This is a genomic window from Enterobacter sichuanensis (assembly GCF_009036245.1).
In the GTDB taxonomy this organism is placed as follows: domain Bacteria; phylum Pseudomonadota; class Gammaproteobacteria; order Enterobacterales; family Enterobacteriaceae; genus Enterobacter; species Enterobacter sichuanensis.
On the sequence record NZ_CP027986.1, the window covers coordinates 4,239,860 to 4,259,895 of the forward strand.

At 52.7% G+C, this 20,036-nt stretch carries 15 protein-coding genes, 2 tRNA genes and 4 rRNA genes; 9 read left to right on the top strand and 12 right to left on the bottom strand.

The features are described from left to right. Positions 1-10: 10 nt before the first annotated feature. The 6 genes from C1N69_RS20525 (at position 11) to C1N69_RS20550 (ending at position 8,275) form a co-directional block, all read left to right on the top strand. On the top strand, positions 11-3,124 hold the full coding sequence (locus C1N69_RS20525; RefSeq protein ID WP_047959576.1) for an efflux RND transporter permease subunit: 3,114 nt from the start codon (positions 11-13) through the stop codon (positions 3,122-3,124). A gap of 302 nt (positions 3,125-3,426) precedes the next feature. Continuing rightward, on the top strand, positions 3,427-3,648 hold the full coding sequence (locus tag C1N69_RS20530) for a lipoprotein (RefSeq protein ID WP_008502867.1): 222 nt from the start codon (positions 3,427-3,429) through the stop codon (positions 3,646-3,648). A gap of 473 nt (positions 3,649-4,121) precedes the next feature. Then, positions 4,122-5,147 (top strand): amino acid ABC transporter substrate-binding protein, encoded by a 1,026-nt coding sequence (locus C1N69_RS20535; RefSeq protein ID WP_094919383.1) that lies wholly within the window; start codon positions 4,122-4,124, stop codon positions 5,145-5,147. A 67-nt stretch (positions 5,148-5,214) separates the two neighbouring features. Continuing rightward, entirely contained in the window at positions 5,215-6,396 is a 1,182-nt protein-coding gene (locus tag C1N69_RS20540; RefSeq protein ID WP_047959578.1) for an amino acid ABC transporter permease, read from the top strand. A 9-nt stretch (positions 6,397-6,405) separates the two neighbouring features. Then, on the top strand, positions 6,406-7,509 hold the full coding sequence (locus C1N69_RS20545) for an amino acid ABC transporter permease (protein ID WP_155031951.1): 1,104 nt from the start codon (positions 6,406-6,408) through the stop codon (positions 7,507-7,509). A gap of 7 nt (positions 7,510-7,516) precedes the next feature. Continuing rightward, positions 7,517-8,275 carry an amino acid ABC transporter ATP-binding protein gene (locus tag C1N69_RS20550; RefSeq protein ID WP_014171880.1) on the top strand — a complete coding sequence of 253 codons (759 nt, stop codon included), beginning with the start codon at positions 7,517-7,519 and terminating at the stop codon, positions 8,273-8,275. A gap of 105 nt (positions 8,276-8,380) precedes the next feature. Here C1N69_RS20550 and rrf (C1N69_RS20555) read toward each other — a convergent pair. From rrf (C1N69_RS20555) to C1N69_RS20580, 6 genes are all read right to left on the bottom strand, one after another. Next, positions 8,381-8,496 (bottom strand): 5S ribosomal RNA (rrf, locus tag C1N69_RS20555). Positions 8,497-8,539: 43 nt separating this feature from the next. Continuing rightward, a tRNA-Thr gene (locus C1N69_RS20560) sits at positions 8,540-8,615 on the bottom strand. A 14-nt stretch (positions 8,616-8,629) separates the two neighbouring features. Further along, positions 8,630-8,745, bottom strand: a 5S ribosomal RNA gene (gene rrf / locus C1N69_RS20565). A gap of 70 nt (positions 8,746-8,815) precedes the next feature. Next, positions 8,816-11,717 (bottom strand): 23S ribosomal RNA (locus C1N69_RS20570). A gap of 182 nt (positions 11,718-11,899) precedes the next feature. Beyond that, positions 11,900-11,975: transfer RNA gene (locus tag C1N69_RS20575), tRNA-Glu, on the bottom strand. Positions 11,976-12,060: 85 nt separating this feature from the next. Further along, positions 12,061-13,600 (bottom strand): 16S ribosomal RNA (locus C1N69_RS20580). Together the 16S, 23S and 5S rRNA genes with 2 tRNA genes alongside form the textbook arrangement of a ribosomal RNA operon. A gap of 475 nt (positions 13,601-14,075) precedes the next feature. Between C1N69_RS20580 and C1N69_RS20585 the strand changes: the two genes are divergently transcribed. Next, the gene (locus C1N69_RS20585) at positions 14,076-14,630 is read left to right on the top strand and encodes a gamma carbonic anhydrase family protein (RefSeq protein ID WP_155031800.1); all 555 of its coding nucleotides are present in this window, start codon (positions 14,076-14,078) and stop codon (positions 14,628-14,630) included. Here the strand turns inward: C1N69_RS20585 and C1N69_RS20590 are convergent. The 6 genes from C1N69_RS20590 to dprA are packed head-to-tail and all read right to left on the bottom strand — an operon-like array spanning position 14,606 to position 18,389. Beyond that, positions 14,606-14,854, bottom strand: coding sequence for a DUF1488 family protein (locus C1N69_RS20590; RefSeq protein WP_094919583.1), 249 nt, complete (start codon positions 14,852-14,854; stop codon positions 14,606-14,608). The genes C1N69_RS20585 and C1N69_RS20590 overlap by 25 nt on opposite strands. Further along, positions 14,851-15,669 carry a shikimate dehydrogenase gene (aroE, locus tag C1N69_RS20595; RefSeq protein ID WP_094919584.1) on the bottom strand — a complete coding sequence of 273 codons (819 nt, stop codon included), beginning with the start codon at positions 15,667-15,669 and terminating at the stop codon, positions 14,851-14,853. Before aroE ends, C1N69_RS20590 begins: the two co-directional genes overlap by 4 nt. 4 nt (positions 15,670-15,673) lie before the next feature. Continuing rightward, entirely contained in the window at positions 15,674-16,246 is a 573-nt protein-coding gene (tsaC, locus tag C1N69_RS20600; protein WP_155031801.1) for an L-threonylcarbamoyladenylate synthase type 1 TsaC, read from the bottom strand. Then, complete coding sequence (locus C1N69_RS20605; protein ID WP_025759202.1) at positions 16,239-16,793, bottom strand: DNA topoisomerase family protein; 555 nt, start codon at positions 16,791-16,793, stop codon at positions 16,239-16,241. Before C1N69_RS20605 ends, tsaC begins: the two co-directional genes overlap by 8 nt. A 26-nt stretch (positions 16,794-16,819) precedes the next feature. Then, positions 16,820-17,293, bottom strand: coding sequence for a DUF494 family protein Smg (gene smg / locus C1N69_RS20610; protein ID WP_008503477.1), 474 nt, complete (start codon positions 17,291-17,293; stop codon positions 16,820-16,822). Next, positions 17,265-18,389, bottom strand: coding sequence for a DNA-protecting protein DprA (gene dprA, locus C1N69_RS20615; RefSeq protein ID WP_047959583.1), 1,125 nt, complete (start codon positions 18,387-18,389; stop codon positions 17,265-17,267). Before dprA ends, smg begins: the two co-directional genes overlap by 29 nt. Before the next feature lie 127 nt (positions 18,390-18,516). Between dprA and def the strand changes: the two genes are divergently transcribed. Both def and fmt read left to right on the top strand, forming a co-directional pair. Beyond that, positions 18,517-19,026 carry a peptide deformylase gene (gene def / locus C1N69_RS20620; RefSeq protein ID WP_025759205.1) on the top strand — a complete coding sequence of 170 codons (510 nt, stop codon included), beginning with the start codon at positions 18,517-18,519 and terminating at the stop codon, positions 19,024-19,026. 25 nt (positions 19,027-19,051) lie between these two features. Then, positions 19,052-19,999 (top strand): methionyl-tRNA formyltransferase, encoded by a 948-nt coding sequence (gene fmt, locus C1N69_RS20625; protein WP_045286886.1) that lies wholly within the window; start codon positions 19,052-19,054, stop codon positions 19,997-19,999. Positions 20,000-20,036 lie beyond the last annotated feature (37 nt).

The following is a 20,036-nucleotide window of genomic DNA, read 5'->3' on the forward strand; positions in this document are numbered from 1 at the left end:
GGACGACAACATGGCTAATTTCTTTATTCAGCGGCCGGTTTTCGCCTGGGTACTTGCCATCATTTTAATGATTGCCGGCGGGCTGGCCATTCTCAAACTTCCCGTCGCACAGTATCCGACCATTGCGCCTCCTGCGGTGGCGATATCCGCAACCTATCCGGGGGCTGATGCCCAAACGGTGCAGGATACCGTGACTCAGGTTATCGAACAGAACATGAACGGTATCGATAACCTGATGTATATGTCTTCCACCAGCGACTCGGCAGGTAACGTCACGATCACCCTCACCTTCGAGTCAGGAACCGACCCAGACATCGCCCAGGTGCAGGTTCAGAACAAACTGCAGCTCGCCATGCCGCTCCTGCCGCAAGAGGTACAGCAACAAGGGATTGGCGTTGAGAAGTCCAGCAGCAGCTTCCTGCTGGTCGCAGGTTTTGTTTCAGATAACAAACATCTCACGCAGGATGACATCTCCGACTATGTCGCCTCAAACGTCAAAGATGCCATCAGCCGAACGTCTGGCGTCGGCGACGTCCAGCTGTTTGGCGCCCAGTATGCGATGCGCATCTGGCTCGACAGCAATGCGATGAACAAATATCAGCTGACGCCGCTGGATATTATCAACCAACTGAAAACGCAGAATGACCAGATAGCGGCAGGCCAGTTGGGTGGAACGCCGTCTATTCCCGGGCAGCAGCTGAACGCCTCGATCATCGCGCAAACCCGCCTGAAATCACCGGAAGAGTTTGGCCGGGTCACGCTCAAAGTGAATCAGGATGGCTCGATGGTGCATCTGAAGGATGTGGCTCGCATTGAGCTGGGCGGCGAAAACTACAACATGGTGACAAAAATCAATGGGCAGGCGGCAACCGGCCTGGGGATTAAGCTGGCGACCGGGGCAAATGCGCTGGACACGGCGGCAGCCATCAAGAGCAAGCTGGCGCAACTGCAGCAGTTCTTCCCGCAGGGGCTGAAAGTTGTCTACCCCTATGACACCACACCTTTTGTGAAAATCTCCATCCACGAAGTGGTAAAGACCCTGTTTGAAGCGATTATTCTCGTCTTCCTGGTCATGTACCTGTTCCTGCAAAACCTGCGGGCGACACTCATCCCGACTATCGCGGTTCCGGTCGTTCTGCTGGGGACCTTCGCGGTTCTGGCGGCGTTCGGTTTCTCCATCAATACCCTGACAATGTTCGGCATGGTGCTGGCGATAGGTCTGTTGGTGGATGACGCCATCGTGGTCGTCGAGAACGTTGAACGCGTCATGGTAGAAGACAAGCTGCCGCCGAAAGAGGCCACGCAGAAATCGATGGGGCAAATCCAGGGTGCGCTGGTGGGGATCGCCATGGTGCTCTCAGCGGTCTTTATTCCAATGGCCTTTTTTGGCGGTTCAACGGGGGCAATCTATCGCCAGTTCTCACTGACGATCGTTTCCGCCATGGCGCTCTCCGTACTGGTTGCGCTGATCCTGACGCCCGCACTCTGTGCAACATTGCTCAAGCCCGTCTCCGGCGACCATCATGCGCAGAAAGGGGGGTTCTTCGGCTGGTTTAATGCGCGCTTTGATAAAAGTGTGGAGCACTACAGCAACAGCGTGAGCGGTATTTTGCGCAAGACCGGCCGCTATCTGGTGGTGTATGTCATTATTGTCGGCGGAATGGCGGTGCTCTTCCTTCGTTTACCGACCTCCTTCCTGCCCGAAGAGGATCAGGGGGTGTTTATGACGATGGTTCAGCTCCCGGCGGGGGCAACCCAGACGCGCACTCAGCAGGTCCTCGACCAGGTTCAGGATTACTATCTGAACAAAGAGAAGGCGAATGTGGAATCCGTCTTTACCGTTAATGGCTTTAGCTTTAGCGGCCAGGGTCAGAACTCCGGCATTGCCTTCATCAGCCTGAAGCCCTGGGAGGAGCGCCCGGGGGCGGAAAATGGCGTCGAAGCCATTGTAGGTCGCGCGACTAAAGCCTTCAGTCAGATTAAGGATGGTCTCGTGTTCCCGTTTAACCTGCCTGCAATTATTGAACTGGGTACCGCCACGGGCTTCGACTTTGAGCTGATTGACCAGGCTAACCTGGGGCATACCCAGCTGACGCAGGCGCGTAACCAACTGCTCGGCATGGTGAAAGAGCACCCTGATCTGCTGGTTCGCGTGCGTCCTAACGGTCTTGAAGATACACCTCAGTTCAAGCTGGATGTCGATCAGGAGAAAGCACAGGCGCTGGGTGTCAGTATTTCTGACGTCAACCAGACGATCTCGACGGCGTTAGGTGGCACCTATGTGAATGACTTTATCGATCACGGACGCGTGAAAAAGGTCTACGTCCAGGCCGACGCAAAATTCCGTATGCTGCCAGGCGATATTAACAACCTTTACGTGCGCAGCGCGAATGGGGAAATGGTCCCGTTTTCTGCCTTTAGCAACGCGCACTGGGTCTATGGTTCACCTCGCCTGGAGCGCTACAACGGGATGCCATCAATGGAGATCCTCGGTGAATCAGCCCCGGGGAAAAGTACCGGTGAGGCGATGGTGATGATGGAAAGCCTGGCGGCAAAACTGCCCTCCGGCATCGGCTATGACTGGACGGGAATGTCTTATCAGGAGCGGCTTTCGGGTAACCAGGCGCCGGCGCTGTACGCCATTTCACTGATTGTGGTGTTCCTGTGTCTGGCGGCCCTGTATGAAAGCTGGTCCATTCCGTTCTCAGTCATGCTGGTGGTGCCGCTGGGTGTCATTGGTGCGCTGCTTGCAGCGTCGCTGCGCGGGTTAAACAATGACGTCTATTTCCAGGTCGGCCTGCTGACGACGATTGGTTTATCGGCGAAAAACGCCATCCTGATCGTCGAGTTTGCCAAAGACCTGATGGAGAAAGAAGGTAAAGGTATTATTGAAGCTACACTGGAGGCGTCAAGGATGCGCCTTCGCCCCATCCTGATGACCTCCCTGGCCTTTATTCTCGGCGTCATGCCGCTGGTGATCAGCACCGGGGCCGGGAGCGGCGCGCAAAACGCGGTGGGTACGGGCGTGATGGGAGGGATGCTTTCCGCAACGCTTCTGGCCATTTTCTTCGTGCCCGTTTTCTTTGTGGTTGTCCGCCGACGATTCACCCGCCATAAAGAGTAATGTTTTCCTGAAAGGCACCTTTGGTGCCTTTTTATTTTTAACATAAACAACGAATTAGACTTTACAAAATAGCAGCGTTAAAACCAGGGTGGTTTGCATTAAGTAAAAACAGCCTTTTGCAGCTTCATAATTTCTCCATTAATTCTTCCTGAAACCGACTTTTCTCCACGATTTTTACAAACGACATAAATTGAGATTATTCCTCGTGTAACACGGTCTTACCCCGGTGGTAAAATAACCTCCAGTTCGCTAATTGCCCTCCTGGCTTTATAGCGGACGAGAAATAATACTGAGGTAACATCATGAAAAGATTCATTTCCGTTGCACTCCTCGCTGCGTTGCTTGCTGGTTGCGCGCACGACTCTCCATGTGTACCGGTTTACGATGACCAGGGCCGACTGGTTCATACCAATACCTGTATGAAAGGCACTACCCAGGATAACTGGGAAACAGCGGGTGCTATCGCCGGTGGTGCAGCCGCTGTGGCGGGTTTGACGTTGGGTATCGTTGCCCTGACCAAATAACATCTGTTCAGAAGCGCGGCTCCGGCCGCGCTTTTGCTTTTAAAGAGTGCAGTGTTTTCAAATAAGTAAAAAAATAGCCCCGTATTTATTCACATAATTAATTTCAGCCAGAAGCCAGTCACAACTTTTCCGTATACTCATTTAAATTTCATATTCTATCGTGATGATTTTCACACATTATTCCTATTGAATACCCTGCCAATATTCACTCTGGAAACTATCTCTACATTTCCTCTGACTCTCGTTAAAACTTTTGCTCCGATTTGTGGCACAGGTTGTAATTTCGCACCGTTTCGGGGCGCTCGTTTTATTTAAGCCTGTCTACACTCAGCATTAAGCGTTCACTTCTCACTTATTTTGTCGAACGCAAAACTGGCATTACGTTTGCTTTATAAACGTTGGCCAACGCCACAGACAGGTAAAGCGTTTTTAAAACGCCTCTATAACGATAAATTCGCCACACAGGATGCATTATGAAAAAGACGATGATAGCCAGCCTGGCCGCTGCAGGCATGTTGTTTGCCGTAGCCGGTCAAGCCCATGCGGGAACGACACTGGATGCCGTTAAAAAGAAAGGTTTTGTTCAATGTGGTATCAGTGACGGTTTGCCTGGCTTCTCCTATGCCGATGCGAACGGCAAATTTACCGGTATTGATGTGGATGTCTGCCGTGGCGTCGCTGCTGCCGTTTTTGGTGATGACAGCAAAGTAAAATATACCCCGCTGACGGCGAAAGAGCGCTTTACGGCGCTGCAGTCCGGCGAGGTAGACATGCTCTCCCGTAATACCACCTGGACCTCCTCCCGCGACGCGGGTATGGGAATGTCATTTACCGGCGTGACCTATTATGACGGCATCGGCTTCCTGACCCATAACAAAGCGGGCCTGAAAAGCGCGAAAGAACTGGATGGTGCCACCGTCTGTATCCAGGCTGGTACTGATACCGAGCTGAACGTCGCAGACTATTTCAAAGCAAATAACATGAAGTACACCCCTGTGACATTTGACCGCTCGGATGAATCGGCTAAAGCGCTGGAGTCCGGTCGTTGTGACACCCTGGCTTCTGACCAGTCACAGCTGTATGCCTTACGTATTAAGCTGAGCAACCCGGCTGAGTGGATTGTCCTGCCTGAAGTGATCTCAAAAGAACCTCTCGGACCCGTGGTACGCCGTGGCGATGAAGACTGGTTCTCCATTGTTCGCTGGACATTGTTCGCCATGCTGAACGCAGAAGAGATGGGCATCAGCTCGAAAAACGTGGATGAGAAAGCCGCGAATCCATCCAACCCGGATATGGCGCACCTGCTCGGTAAAGAGGGTGATTTCGGTAAAGATCTGAAGCTGGATAACAAGTGGGCTTACAACATCATCAAACAGGTGGGCAACTACTCTGAGATCTTTGAGCGCAATGTGGGATCGGATAGCCCGCTGAAGATCAAACGCGGCCAGAACAATCTCTGGAATAACGGCGGTATTCAGTACGCGCCACCAGTACGTTAAGTCATAGCTGTAACGGGCACTGCTCAGGCGGTGCCCACTCCAGAGTCATGGTTATTGAGGTTTCTTTATGTCCCATCGCCGCTCAGCCGTAAAAGGATCGCTATCCTTTTCTCATCCCGCGGTCCGCGCCTGGCTATTCCAGATTATTGCTATCGTTGCGGTTGTTCTCATCGCCGTGTATCTCATCCATAACACAATCACCAACCTGAATAACCGCGGCATTACCTCCGGTTTTGCGTTTTTGGATCGCAGCGCAGGGTTTGGCATTGTTCAGCACCTTATTGATTACCAGGAAGGAGACACCTACGGACGCGTGTTCGTCGTCGGTTTATTGAATACGCTGTTGGTCTCGGCGCTGTGTATCGTCTTCGCATCGATACTGGGGTTCTTTATCGGCCTGGCGCGTCTTTCTGAAAACTGGCTCCTGCGGAAACTGTCAACTGTTTATATCGAGACGTTCCGTAATATCCCACCACTGCTGCAGATCTTCTTCTGGTATTTCGCCGTACTGCGTAACCTTCCGGGTCCGCGTCAGGCCGTCGACGCGTTTGAGTTGTTTTTCCTCAGTAACCGAGGGTTGTCCATTCCTTCTCCTCTGCAAGGAGAAGGGCTGTATGCGTTCATCGCCGCAATTGTGATAGCGCTTGTTCTCTCAGCCGGAGTATTCCGTTTTAATCGCAAGCATCAGATCAAAACCGGGCAGCTTCGCAGAACCTGGCCCACGGCGGCCGTCCTGATTGTTTGCCTGCCGCTGCTGGCACACTGGCTGTTCGGAGCAGCGCTACACTGGGATATTCCGCATCTGCGTGGCTTTAACTTTCAGGGCGGGATGGTATTAATTCCTGAGCTGGCAGCACTGACGCTGGCGCTGTCGATTTATACGTCCGCGTTTATCGCTGAGATTATCCGAGCAGGGATCCAGGCCGTACCTCACGGACAGCACGAGGCGGCACGCTCTCTGGGTTTGCCCCATACCGTGACGCTTCGCCAGGTCATCATTCCTCAGGCTTTACGGGTCATTATTCCTCCCCTGACCAGCCAGTATCTGAACATTGTCAAAAACTCGTCGCTGGCCGCAGCCATAGGCTACCCCGATATGGTGTCACTCTTCGCCGGAACCGTGCTTAACCAGACCGGACAAGCCATTGAAACCATCGCGATCACCATGTCTGTCTATCTGATCATCAGCCTGGTGATTTCATTGCTGATGAACCTTTATAACCGTCGTATAGCACTGGTCGAGCGCTAAGGATCTATGATGACAAAAGCGATACTGTCGCAAGCCTCGCGCCCTGCCAATTCGACAGGTGGACGCTTCATTCTGTGGGCGCGTAAGAATCTGTTCTCCAGCTGGAGTAATAGCCTGCTGACGATCGTCTGTATGTGGCTAATGTGGGAATTGATCCCGCCTCTGCTGAACTGGGCATTTTTACAGGCTAACTGGGTCGGTACCACCCGGGCAGACTGCACCAAAGCTGGCGCTTGCTGGGTATTTATTCATGAGCGTTTCGGTCAGTTCATGTATGGATTGTATCCACATGAACAGCGCTGGCGGATAAATCTGGCGCTGGTCATCGGCCTGCTCTCTGTCGCGGTCATGTTCTGGAAAAAGCTGCCTCATCGTGGACGCTACATTGCCGGCTGGGCGGTGGTTTATCCCATCATTGTCTGGATACTGCTGTATGGCGGTTTCCTGGGGCTGGAACGCGTAGAAACACGCCAGTGGGGCGGACTGACGCTGACGCTGATTATCGCTTCGGTGGGGATAGCCGGCGCACTGCCGTGGGGGATTTTACTTGCCCTGGGACGGCGTTCAAAAATGCCGATCGTACGCGTGCTCTCCGTTATCTTCATTGAGTTCTGGCGCGGCGTGCCGCTTATCACCGTTCTGTTTATGTCTTCGGTCATGCTGCCGCTGTTTATGGCAGAAGGCACCACGATAGACAAACTGATCCGTGCGCTGGTCGGGGTGATTCTCTTCCAGTCAGCCTATGTTGCTGAAGTTGTACGAGGTGGGCTGCAGGCGTTACCTAAAGGCCAGTACGAAGCAGCGGAATCACTGGCGCTCGGTTACTGGAAAACGCAGGGACTGGTCATTCTTCCACAAGCTCTCAAGCTGGTTATCCCGGGACTGGTCAACACAATCATTGCCCTCTTCAAAGATACCAGCCTGGTGATCATCATCGGGTTGTTCGATCTCTTTAGCAGCGTGCAACAGGCCACCGTGGACCCTGTCTGGCTGGGCATGTCCACAGAAGGATATGTCTTTGCAGCCCTTATCTACTGGATCTTTTGTTTTAGCATGTCGCGCTACAGCCAGCATCTGGAAAAGCGCTTTAACACCGGGCGTACACCGCACTGAGGAAATTATGAGCCAAATAACTATGACACCCGCCGACGCGATGATTACGCTGGAAAATGTGAATAAATGGTACGGACAGTTCCATGTCCTGAAAGACATTAATCTCAAGGTAAAGCAGGGGGAACGCATCGTTCTTTGCGGCCCTTCCGGCTCCGGGAAATCCACAACCATTCGCTGTATTAACCATCTTGAAGAACATCAGCAAGGACGCATTGTGGTTGATGGTATCGAGCTGAATGAAGATATCCGCAACATTGAACGCGTGCGTCAGGAAGTGGGAATGGTATTCCAGCACTTTAATCTTTTTCCACACCTGACCGTTCTGCAGAACTGTACGCTTGCGCCAATTTGGGTACGAAAGATGCCGAAAAAGGAAGCGGAGGCGCTGGCAATGCACTACCTTGAACGCGTACGTATTGCAGAGCATGCCAATAAATTTCCTGGTCAGATATCGGGTGGCCAACAGCAGCGCGTGGCTATCGCCCGCTCGCTTTGTATGAAGCCGAAAATTATGCTGTTTGATGAACCGACGTCAGCCCTGGATCCTGAGATGGTGAAAGAGGTGCTGGATACCATGATTGGGCTGGCACAATCCGGCATGACCATGCTGTGTGTAACACATGAAATGGGATTCGCGAGAACCGTGGCCGACCGGGTGATTTTTATGGATCGCGGAGAGATTGTTGAGCAGGCGCCGCCGGATGAGTTCTTTGCCCATCCTAAGTCAGAACGCACGCGAGCCTTCCTGTCGCAGGTGATTCATTAATCTGCTGTCTTGCCCGGAGGCGCGTTGCCTGCCGGGCCTACGGTTTTCACGGCAATCATAACGCAAAAAGGCCATCCTTTCGGATGGCCTTTTCACTTGTTTGATGTCTGGCAGTTCCCTACTCTCACATGGGGAGACCCCACACTACCATCGGCGCTACGGCGTTTCACTTCTGAGTTCGGCATGGGGTCAGGTGGGACCACCGCGCTAAAGCCGCCAGACAAATTCTTTTACTTCTTGCCGAACTTTAACCTAAGTATAAAGTGGTGCTGATACCCAGAGTCGAACTGGGGACCTCACCCTTACCAAGGGTGCGCTCTACCAACTGAGCCATATCAGCACGCTAAATTTGATGCCTGGCAGTTCCCTACTCTCACATGGGGAGACCCCACACTACCATCGGCGCTACGGCGTTTCACTTCTGAGTTCGGCATGGGGTCAGGTGGGACCACCGCGCTAAAGCCGCCAGGCAAATTCTGTTTAATCTGTATCAAAGCTGAAACTTGTGTCGTCTCTTCGCCAAAACATCTTCGGCGTTGTAAGGTTAAGCCTCACGGTTCATTAGTATCGGTTAGCTCAACGCATCGCTGCGCTTACACACCCGACCTATCAACGTCGTCGTCTTCAACGTTCCTTCAGGAGACTTAAAGTCTCAGGGAGAACTCATCTCGGGGCAAGTTTCGTGCTTAGATGCTTTCAGCACTTATCTCTTCCGCATTTAGCTACCGGGCAGTGCCATTGGCATGACAACCCGAACACCAGTGATGCGTCCACTCCGGTCCTCTCGTACTAGGAGCAGCCCCCCTCAATTCTCCAGCGCCCACGGCAGATAGGGACCGAACTGTCTCACGACGTTCTAAACCCAGCTCGCGTACCACTTTAAATGGCGAACAGCCATACCCTTGGGACCTACTTCAGCCCCAGGATGTGATGAGCCGACATCGAGGTGCCAAACACCGCCGTCGATATGAACTCTTGGGCGGTATCAGCCTGTTATCCCCGGAGTACCTTTTATCCGTTGAGCGATGGCCCTTCCATTCAGAACCACCGGATCACTATGACCTGCTTTCGCACCTGCTCGAGCCGTCACTCTCGCAGTCAAGCTAGCTTATGCCATTGCACTAACCTCCTGATGTCCGACCAGGATTAGCTAACCTTCGTGCTCCTCCGTTACTCTTTGGGAGGAGACCGCCCCAGTCAAACTACCCACCAGACACTGTCCGCAACCCGGATTACGGGTCTACGTTAGAACACCAGCCATTAAAGGGTGGTATTTCAAGGACGGCTCCATGCAGACTGGCGTCCACACTTCAAAGCCTCCCACCTATCCTACACATCAAGGACCAGTGTTCAGTGTCAAGCTATAGTAAAGGTTCACGGGGTCTTTCCGTCTTGCCGCGGGTACACTGCATCTTCACAGCGAGTTCAATTTCACTGAGTCTCGGGTGGAGACAGCCTGGCCATCATTACGCCATTCGTGCAGGTCGGAACTTACCCGACAAGGAATTTCGCTACCTTAGGACCGTTATAGTTACGGCCGCCGTTTACCGGGGCTTCGATCAAGAGCTTCGCGTTGCCGCTAACCCCATCAATTAACCTTCCGGCACCGGGCAGGCGTCACACCGTATACGTCCACTTTCGTGTTTGCACAGTGCTGTGTTTTTAATAAACAGTTGCAGCCAGCTGGTATCTTCGACTGATTTCAGCTCCACCCGCAGGGGCTTCACCTACATATCAGCGTGCCTTCTCCCGAAGTTACGGCACCATTTTGCCTAGTTCCTTCACCCGAGTTCTCTCAAGCGCCTTGGTATTCTCTACCTGACCACCTGTGTCGGTTTGGGGTACGATTTGATGTTACCTGATGCTTAGAGGCTTTTCCTGGAAGCAGGGCATTTGTTACTTCAGCACCGTAGTGCCTCGTCATCACACCTCAGCGTTAAAAGGTACCGGATTTACCTGGAACCTCCGCCTACATGCTTAAACCGGGACAACCGTCGCCCGGCTAACATAGCCTTCTCCGTCCCCCCTTCGCAGTAACACCAAGTACAGGAATATTAACCTGTTTCCCATCGACTACGCCTTTCGGCCTCGCCTTAGGGGTCGACTCACCCTGCCCCGATTAACGTTGGACAGGAACCCTTGGTCTTCCGGCGAGCGGGCTTTTCACCCGCTTTATCGTTACTTATGTCAGCATTCGCACTTCTGATACCTCCAGCAACCCTCACAGGCCACCTTCAACGGCTTACAGAACGCTCCCCTACCCAACAACACATAGTGTCGCTGCCGCAGCTTCGGTGCATGGTTTAGCCCCGTTACATCTTCCGCGCAGGCCGACTCGACCAGTGAGCTATTACGCTTTCTTTAAATGATGGCTGCTTCTAAGCCAACATCCTGGCTGTCTGTGCCTTCCCACATCGTTTCCCACTTAACCATGACTTTGGGACCTTAGCTGGCGGTCTGGGTTGTTTCCCTCTTCACGACGGACGTTAGCACCCGCCGTGTGTCTCCCGTGATAACATTCTTCGGTATTCGTAGTTTGCATCGGGTTGGTAAGCCGGGATGGCCCCCTAGCCGAAACAGTGCTCTACCCCCGAAGATGAGTTCACGAGGCGCTACCTAAATAGCTTTCGGGGAGAACCAGCTATCTCCCGGTTTGATTGGCCTTTCACCCCCAGCCACAAGTCATCCGCTAATTTTTCAACATTAGTCGGTTCGGTCCTCCAGTTAGTGTTACCCAACCTTCAACCTGCCCATGGCTAGATCACCGGGTTTCGGGTCTATACCCTGCAACTTAACGCCCAGTTAAGACTCGGTTTCCCTTCGGCTCCCCTATACGGTTAACCTTGCTACAGAATATAAGTCGCTGACCCATTATACAAAAGGTACGCAGTCACACCCGAAGGTGCTCCCACTGCTTGTACGTACACGGTTTCAGGTTCTTTTTCACTCCCCTCGCCGGGGTTCTTTTCGCCTTTCCCTCACGGTACTGGTTCACTATCGGTCAGTCAGGAGTATTTAGCCTTGGAGGATGGTCCCCCCATATTCAGACAGGATACCACGTGTCCCGCCCTACTCTTCGAGTTCACAGCCTGTGTGTTTTCGTGTACGGGACTATCACCCTGTACCGTCGGACTTTCCAGACCGTTCCACTAACACACAAGCTGATTCAGACTCTGGGCTGCTCCCCGTTCGCTCGCCGCTACTGGGGAATCTCGGTTGATTTCTTTTCCTCGGGGTACTTAGATGTTTCAGTTCCCCCGGTTCGCCTCGTTAACCTATGTATTCAGTTAACGATAGTGTGTCGGAACACACTGGGTTTCCCCATTCGGACATCGCCGGGTCAAAGGTTCATATCACCTCGCCGGCGCTTTTCGCAGATTAGCACGTCCTTCATCGCCTCTGACTGCCAGGGCATCCACCGTGTACGCTTAGTCGCTTAACCTCACAACCCGAAGATGTTTCACTTCTGATTGCGAAAATTTGAGAGACTCGAACACACATAACATGTGTGTCGTTTCAATTTTCAGCTTGATCCAGATTTTTAAAGAGCAAATATCTCAAACATGACTCGTAAGTCAGTTTTGAGATATGACGGCAGGTGACTTTCACTCACGAACCAGCAAGTGGCGTCCCCTAGGGGATTCGAACCCCTGTTACCGCCGTGAAAGGGCGGTGTCCTGGGCCTCTAGACGAAGGGGACGTGTCAGTCTCAATCGCAAGACGCCTTGCTTTTTACTTTTCATCAGACAATCTGTGTGAGCACTACAAAGGCAGGTTCTTTAAGGTAAGGAGGTGATCCAACCGCAGGTTCCCCTACGGTTACCTTGTTACGACTTCACCCCAGTCATGAATCACAAAGTGGTAAGCGCCCTCCCGAAGGTTAAGCTACCTACTTCTTTTGCAACCCACTCCCATGGTGTGACGGGCGGTGTGTACAAGGCCCGGGAACGTATTCACCGTAGCATTCTGATCTACGATTACTAGCGATTCCGACTTCATGGAGTCGAGTTGCAGACTCCAATCCGGACTACGACGCACTTTATGAGGTCCGCTTGCTCTCGCGAGGTCGCTTCTCTTTGTATGCGCCATTGTAGCACGTGTGTAGCCCTACTCGTAAGGGCCATGATGACTTGACGTCATCCCCACCTTCCTCCAGTTTATCACTGGCAGTCTCCTTTGAGTTCCCGGCCTAACCGCTGGCAACAAAGGATAAGGGTTGCGCTCGTTGCGGGACTTAACCCAACATTTCACAACACGAGCTGACGACAGCCATGCAGCACCTGTCTCAGAGTTCCCGAAGGCACCAATCCATCTCTGGAAAGTTCTCTGGATGTCAAGAGTAGGTAAGGTTCTTCGCGTTGCATCGAATTAAACCACATGCTCCACCGCTTGTGCGGGCCCCCGTCAATTCATTTGAGTTTTAACCTTGCGGCCGTACTCCCCAGGCGGTCGACTTAACGCGTTAGCTCCGGAAGCCACGCCTCAAGGGCACAACCTCCAAGTCGACATCGTTTACGGCGTGGACTACCAGGGTATCTAATCCTGTTTGCTCCCCACGCTTTCGCACCTGAGCGTCAGTCTTTGTCCAGGGGGCCGCCTTCGCCACCGGTATTCCTCCAGATCTCTACGCATTTCACCGCTACACCTGGAATTCTACCCCCCTCTACAAGACTCTAGCCTGCCAGTTTCGAATGCAGTTCCCAGGTTGAGCCCGGGGATTTCACATCCGACTTGACAGACCGCCTGCGTGCGCTTTACGCCCAGTAATTCCGATTAACGCTTGCACCCTCCGTATTACCGCGGCTGCTGGCACGGAGTTAGCCGGTGCTTCTTCTGCGGGTAACGTCAATTGCTGTGGTTATTAACCACAACACCTTCCTCCCCGCTGAAAGTACTTTACAACCCGAAGGCCTTCTTCATACACGCGGCATGGCTGCATCAGGCTTGCGCCCATTGTGCAATATTCCCCACTGCTGCCTCCCGTAGGAGTCTGGACCGTGTCTCAGTTCCAGTGTGGCTGGTCATCCTCTCAGACCAGCTAGGGATCGTCGCCTAGGTGAGCCGTTACCCCACCTACTAGCTAATCCCATCTGGGCACATCTGATGGCAAGAGGCCCGAAGGTCCCCCTCTTTGGTCTTGCGACGTTATGCGGTATTAGCTACCGTTTCCAGTAGTTATCCCCCTCCATCAGGCAGTTTCCCAGACATTACTCACCCGTCCGCCACTCGTCACCCGAGAGCAAGCTCTCTGTGCTACCGTTCGACTTGCATGTGTTAGGCCTGCCGCCAGCGTTCAATCTGAGCCATGATCAAACTCTTCAATTTAAAAGTTTGATGCTCAATGAATTAAACTTCGTAATGAATTACGTGTTCACTCGTTGAGACTTGGTATTCATTTTTCGTCCGAGGACGTTAAGAATCCATGTCACTTTGAGTGCCCACACAGATTGTCTGATAAATTGTTAAAGAGCAGTTGCAACGCGGCTTTCGCTCACCGTTGCGAGGTGGCGTATATTACGCTTTCCTCTTTCAGAGTCAACCCGTTATTTCAGGATTTTTTCTCTTCAACCGACCGGGCTGTTTGTGAAGTGATTCACATCCGCCGTGTCGATGGAGGCGCATTATAGGGATCCCAATTTTTAGCACAAGTGTTTTTTAGATCTTTTTTTTCGACTGCTGATTTTCCGTGCTTTTCGCTGAAATCCCGCCCGATTTGTTTAAATATTGACGCATTTTGCCTTGTCTCGATCCCATAATATGATCACCGTATTGTGTATAGCGCTCATCCTTAGAGGTAGATATGCCTGCAGTATTACGTCCTTATAAAGATCTGTTCCCCCAAAAAGGCGATCGCGTGATGATCGACGCCAGCAGCGTGGTCATTGGTGATGTCCGAATGGCCGACGACGTCAGCATCTGGCCGCTTGTCGCCATCAGGGGAGATGTAAACTATGTGTCTATTGGCGCCCGTACCAATATTCAGGACGGTAGCGTTCTGCATGTCACGCACAAATCCTTTTATAACCCGGAAGGCAATCCACTCATCATTGGCGAAGATGTTACCGTCGGCCATAAAGTGATGCTTCACGGCTGCACTGTCGGAAATCGGGTGCTTGTTGGCATGGGATCGATTCTGCTGGATGGCGTCATAGTAGAAGATGACGTCATGATTGGTGCCGGTAGCCTTGTCCCGCAGAACAAACGACTGGAGAGCGGCTATCTCTATCTGGGAAGCCCGGTAAAACAGATCCGCCCCCTTAAGGAGGCAGAGATCGAAGGATTAAAATACTCAGCGAACAACTACGTAAAATGGAAAAATGACTACCTGAATCAGGACAACCAAACCCAGCCCTGATCGTCTTCCTGCTGTTCGCGGATTAAATCGCTGGCTTCCTCTTCCAGATCCCAGCGATTTTCACAAAATACGGCTATCGGGTCCGCACCGCCAAAACGACGCAACAGCGTATCCCCCAAAATGGCGCAGGTAAGTTGCATCCCCTGTACCAGCACCGGGAAACAGACCGCTTGTTTACCCTCATCCCAGAACTCCCGGTCCGGAAAGTGAATGGCCTGATTCACGCCGATAACTCCTGCTTTAGCTTTTCAATAACCGGCTCAACTGCAGGCAACACGCCATGCCAGAGCAGCACCGCATGCGCGGCCTGACCCACCAGCATTCCCAGCCCATCGGCGATATGCTTCGCGCCGTGTTGTTCACACCAGTTCAGGAAAGGCGTCTTCCCTTTCTGATAGAACATGTCATAGAAGTACATATGCGCGTTTACCAGCGAAGCGGGGATGGCCGGGATCTCGCCGTTGATACCGCTGGAGGTGGCATTGATAATAAGATCGAACTCACGATCGGCAAGATCGTCAAGCGCTACCGCACTCACGCTACCGGTATGTGCAAACAATGCCGCCAGCGCTTCTGCCCGGGAAAAGGTCCTGTTGGTAATGGTCACCGCACAGTCCAGGGAAAGCAGAGGCAACAGGACTCCCCGCGATGCGCCCCCCGCACCAATCAGCAGGATCCGAAATCCCGGTTTGATAAACGAGAGTCTTTCCAGATCGCTTAGTAAACCAATTCCGTCAGTGTTATCACCCAGAAGGCGCCCATCCTCAAGCCGTTTCAGGGTATTTACTGCCCCAGCAAGTGAAGCGCGCTCGGTCAGCTCATCCGCACGTTCGAAGGCTTCCTCTTTAAAAGGAACGGTCACATTCGCGCCTTTACCGCCCGCGGCGAAAAAAGCCTCCAGTGTTGGAATAAATGTATCCACCGGGGCCAGTACGCGGCCATAGGGATGATCTATCTGCAGTTGCTCCGCAAATTGCTGATGGATCCACGGCGACTTACTGTGTGCAATCGGGTTACCAAAAACAGCATAGGTTTCCATGAGATTACCCCTGGCGAAAACGTTCGCCGGTCAAAGCGTCACGAATTTCGGACGGATTCAGGCGCCCTCCCGTTTCACCGACAGCAACAGGGAAGTCATTTCCGAACTGCGCCAGTACTTCTTCGGTTGTCCGACAGGGTGGCAACCCGGTCAGGTTGGCGCTGGTTGAAACCAGCGGTTTACCAAATGCCAGGCAAAGCTCGACCACCAGCGGATGATCAGTGACGCGGACAGCGAGGGAATCAAAGCGTCCGGTTAACCAGCGCGGCGTTGTCGGCTGCGCCGGGAAGACAAAGGTCACTGGCCCTGGCCACGCGGAGAAGATCGTCTCGCGCTGCGCCGGCGTCAGAATAGAGTCATCAATATAGGGTTTAAGCTGCTCATAATTCGCAGCGATCAAAATCAGCCCTTTCTCGACGGGTCTTTGTTTTAAGGTAAGCAGGCGGCTCACAGCCGTCTCGCTGTCGGGATCGCAACCGACCCCGAAAACAGCTTCAGTTGGATAGGCGATGACGTCTTCGTTTTTCAGGACATCCACCATATGCGCAATGGAGCCTGATTGCAGGTTATTATTCACTATTTTGATCCGCCGAAACCGGCTTTCCACATTGTTTACTGGCGCAGAAGCATTTCATGCCTTGAGCCGTTTTCTTCTCGATAAGTAGCGGATAATTGCAATACGTGCAGATGCCCGCTACCGGTTTGAAATTGATAACGAACTGGCATTCAGGGTAGCGATCGCAGGAATGGAAGGTCTTACCAAAGCGAGAACGACGTTGTACCAGCTGTCCGCGCTGGCATTGAGGACAGGCAATAGCCGTTTCATCAGGCTTATCAATTTGTTCTGTATGTTCACATTCCGGATAACGGCTACATCCAATAAACATGCCGAAACGCCCCTGACGGAGCGCAAGCTCACCACCGCAGAGAGGGCAAAGCTGACCCTCCAGAATTTTAACGATATGTCCATCCGCCTGGCTTTTCAGAGGACGAACATAATCACATTCCGGATAGTGAGAACAACCGAGAAACGGGCCGTGTTTCCCGGACCGAATAACAAGTTCAGCCCCGCACTGCGGGCAGGGCTCATTTTTATGCACCGTGAACAGTGCTGATTTGGCCATAACAACTCTTGGTGCTGCGCATTGAATTAGTGCAGCATACCTTCATTCACTTCAAAGAGTAATTCTTCCATTTGCTGATAGGCATTTTCACAGCCCGGGATATTAAACAGAACCATCAGGATCACCCACTTGAGATCTTCCAGTTCAAATTCTGCCGTATCCAGCGCCATGACGCGCTCTATCACCATTTCTCTCGTTTCGAGGTTTAACACCTGAATCTGCTCAAGGAATAAAATGAACCCCCGGCAGCTGGCGTCCAGCCTTTCACACTCTTCAGCGGTATAGATGCGTACGGACAGTGGGTCAGAAGCAAGCTGCATCGGTTCGGCAAGGCCTTCCTGATAATCAGCCAGTTTTTCCAGCCACATCAACGCATTATAGATGTCTTCCCGCTCAAACCCCGCATCGGTAAGATCCTGTGTCAACTTGTCCTGATCCACTCGCATTTCTGCTTCGTTATGGATGTAAGTCTCAAACAAATACATCAGTACGTCGAACATGGCATGCCCTCCTTAATCGGACATAGCCGCCGGGTACAGCTGCGATCCACCCTGCTAACTCCAGTTCGAGTAGCTGTGCTACCGTTACTGGCACAGGTTGGCCGGCACGTTCAGCGACAACGTCAACAGGTGTTACCTCATCTCCTACGTTAGCCAGGAGCTTGGGAAATGGCAATGCCACCTTTCCCTGATCTGATGAATAATGTCGCTTTTCGGGATCTTCCTGCAGACATTGCAAGCCATATTGCAAATTTTCAAGAATGTCTCCTACTTCCGTTACCGGTGTTGCCCCTTGTTTAATCAGCCAGTGCGGCCCTTCACAACCGGGGTTACCTATCGGGCCGGGCAAGGCAAAAACGTCCCTTCCCTGTTCAAGCGCGCAGCGTGCCGTGACCAGCGACCCGCTGCGGCGTGCCGCTTCAACCACCAGCACGCCCTGACTCAGCCCGCTGATAATCCGATTACGACGCGGAAAGTTTGCCGGTCTGGGCTGCGCCGAAAGCGGAAACTCAGAAACAATCGCGCCGTCAGATTCGATAAGCCGCATCGCCAGTGCCTGATGCCGGCGCGGATAAATGCTAAAAAGACCGTTTCCCAGCACGGCAACACTTCGACCTTTTACTGACAGCGCTGCGCTGTGAGCAACGCCGTCAATCCCGCAGGCCAGCCCGCTGGTGATCGTTAGCCCGCTTTGTGAAAGTTGTTCGCACAGGATTTTCCCCCATCGCTCGCCGTACCATGACGGTGCACGACTCCCGACGACCGCCAGCTGCACAGTATTAAGCGTCTCAGGATTGCCTTTCACGAATAGCGCCCCGGGATAATCAGGGATCGCGCGGAGCAAAGGGGGATAAAGTGGATGACTGGCCGTCAATAAATGATGTCCCGGCTGCTCAAGCCACCTCAGGCTACGCTCCAGCTCACTCTCCTCTGGCGCAAAGAACCGTTCAGCCTGCCTTGCTGTCAGCCCGGCCTTTCTGACAACGAGCGTATCGATCCTCTCCTGCTGCTGCAGTTGTGAAGCCGCTTCAAGCATGACATCGCCATACAGAGAAGCTGTGTGTATTAGCCGTAGCCATATTTCAGTAGACGTCATCCTTTCCCCTGCCATAAGCGGCCTGCGCAATCATTGCGATTGGTCACTGATGCTGTCAATCGATGGGGGATTTGTCTAGAATAGAGAGAGTATTCTTATCAACTCCTGAACACGACTCTGGAAATTTATGGCAGTTTTGCAAGTGTTACATATTCCGGACGAGCGCCTTCGCATCGTCGCTGAACCGGTCAAAGAAGTGAATGCAGAAATCCAGCGTATCGTTGATGATATGTTCGATACCATGTACGCCGAAGAAGGCATTGGTCTGGCGGCAACGCAGGTGAACATTCACAAGCGTATTATCGTGATCGACGTTTCTGAGAATCGCGATGGTCGTCTGGTGCTGATCAACCCAGAGCTGCTTGAAAAGAGCGGCGAGACAGGTATTGAGGAAGGTTGTCTGTCCATTCCCGAACAGCGTGCTTTAGTCCCTCGTGCCGAAAAAGTGAAAATTCGCGCACTGGATCGCGATGGCAATCCGTTCGAACTGGAAGCAGACGATCTGCTGGCGATTTGTATTCAGCATGAGATGGATCACCTGGTCGGTAAACTGTTTATCGATTACCTCTCGCCGCTGAAACAGCAGCGTATTCGTCAGAAAGTAGAGAAACTGGATCGTTTGCGCTCTCGCGCATAACATCCCCCCGGATACAAGGATCACCGTGTCTAAAACACTACGCATTATCTTCGCGGGAACCCCTGACTTTGCAGCGCGTCATCTTGACGCGCTGTTATCTTCTGGTCACCAGATTGTTGGCGTCTTTACCCAGCCGGACCGTCCGGCAGGTCGCGGTAAAAAACTGATGCCGAGCCCGGTAAAGGTACTGGCAGAAGAGCATGGGCTTCCCGTTTTCCAGCCCGCATCGTTACGCCCACAGGAAAATCAGCAGCTTGTTGCTGACCTGAATGCCGACGTGATGGTGGTGGTGGCTTACGGTTTAATTCTGCCAAAAGCTGTGCTTGATATGCCTCGCCTGGGTTGCATCAACGTGCATGGTTCCCTGCTCCCGCGCTGGCGTGGTGCTGCACCTATCCAGCGCGCTCTGTGGGCGGGTGATGCTGAAACGGGCGTCACCATCATGAAGATGGATGTAGGTTTAGACACTGGCGATATGCTGTATAAACTGGCCTGCCCTATTACAGCAGACGATACCAGCGGCACACTGTATGACAAGCTGGCAGAGCTCGGTCCGCAAGGCCTTATCGAGACGCTCCAGCAGCTTGCTGACACCACGGCAAAACCGGAAGTTCAGGATGAGGCGCAGGTGACGTATGCCGAAAAGCTGAGCAAAGAAGAAGCACGGCTCGACTGGTCGCTCTCTGCCGCTCAACTTGAACGCTGCATTCGCGCTTTTAATCCGTGGCCGATGAGCTGGATGGAGATTGATGGGCAGCCGGTAAAAGTCTGGAAAGCCTCCGTCATTAACGGTAATACCACCGCTGAACCCGGTACGATTATTGATGCCAGCAAGAACGGTATCCAGGTGGCGACTGCGCAAGGGATCCTGAATCTTGAATCGCTACAGCCGGCCGGTAAGAAAGCCATGAGCGCTCAGGATCTGTTAAATTCCCGTCGCGAATGGTTTATTCCGGGCAATCGCCTTGCCTGAACAAACTTCTTCTTAAGGCCCGGTGTTTCCGGGCATT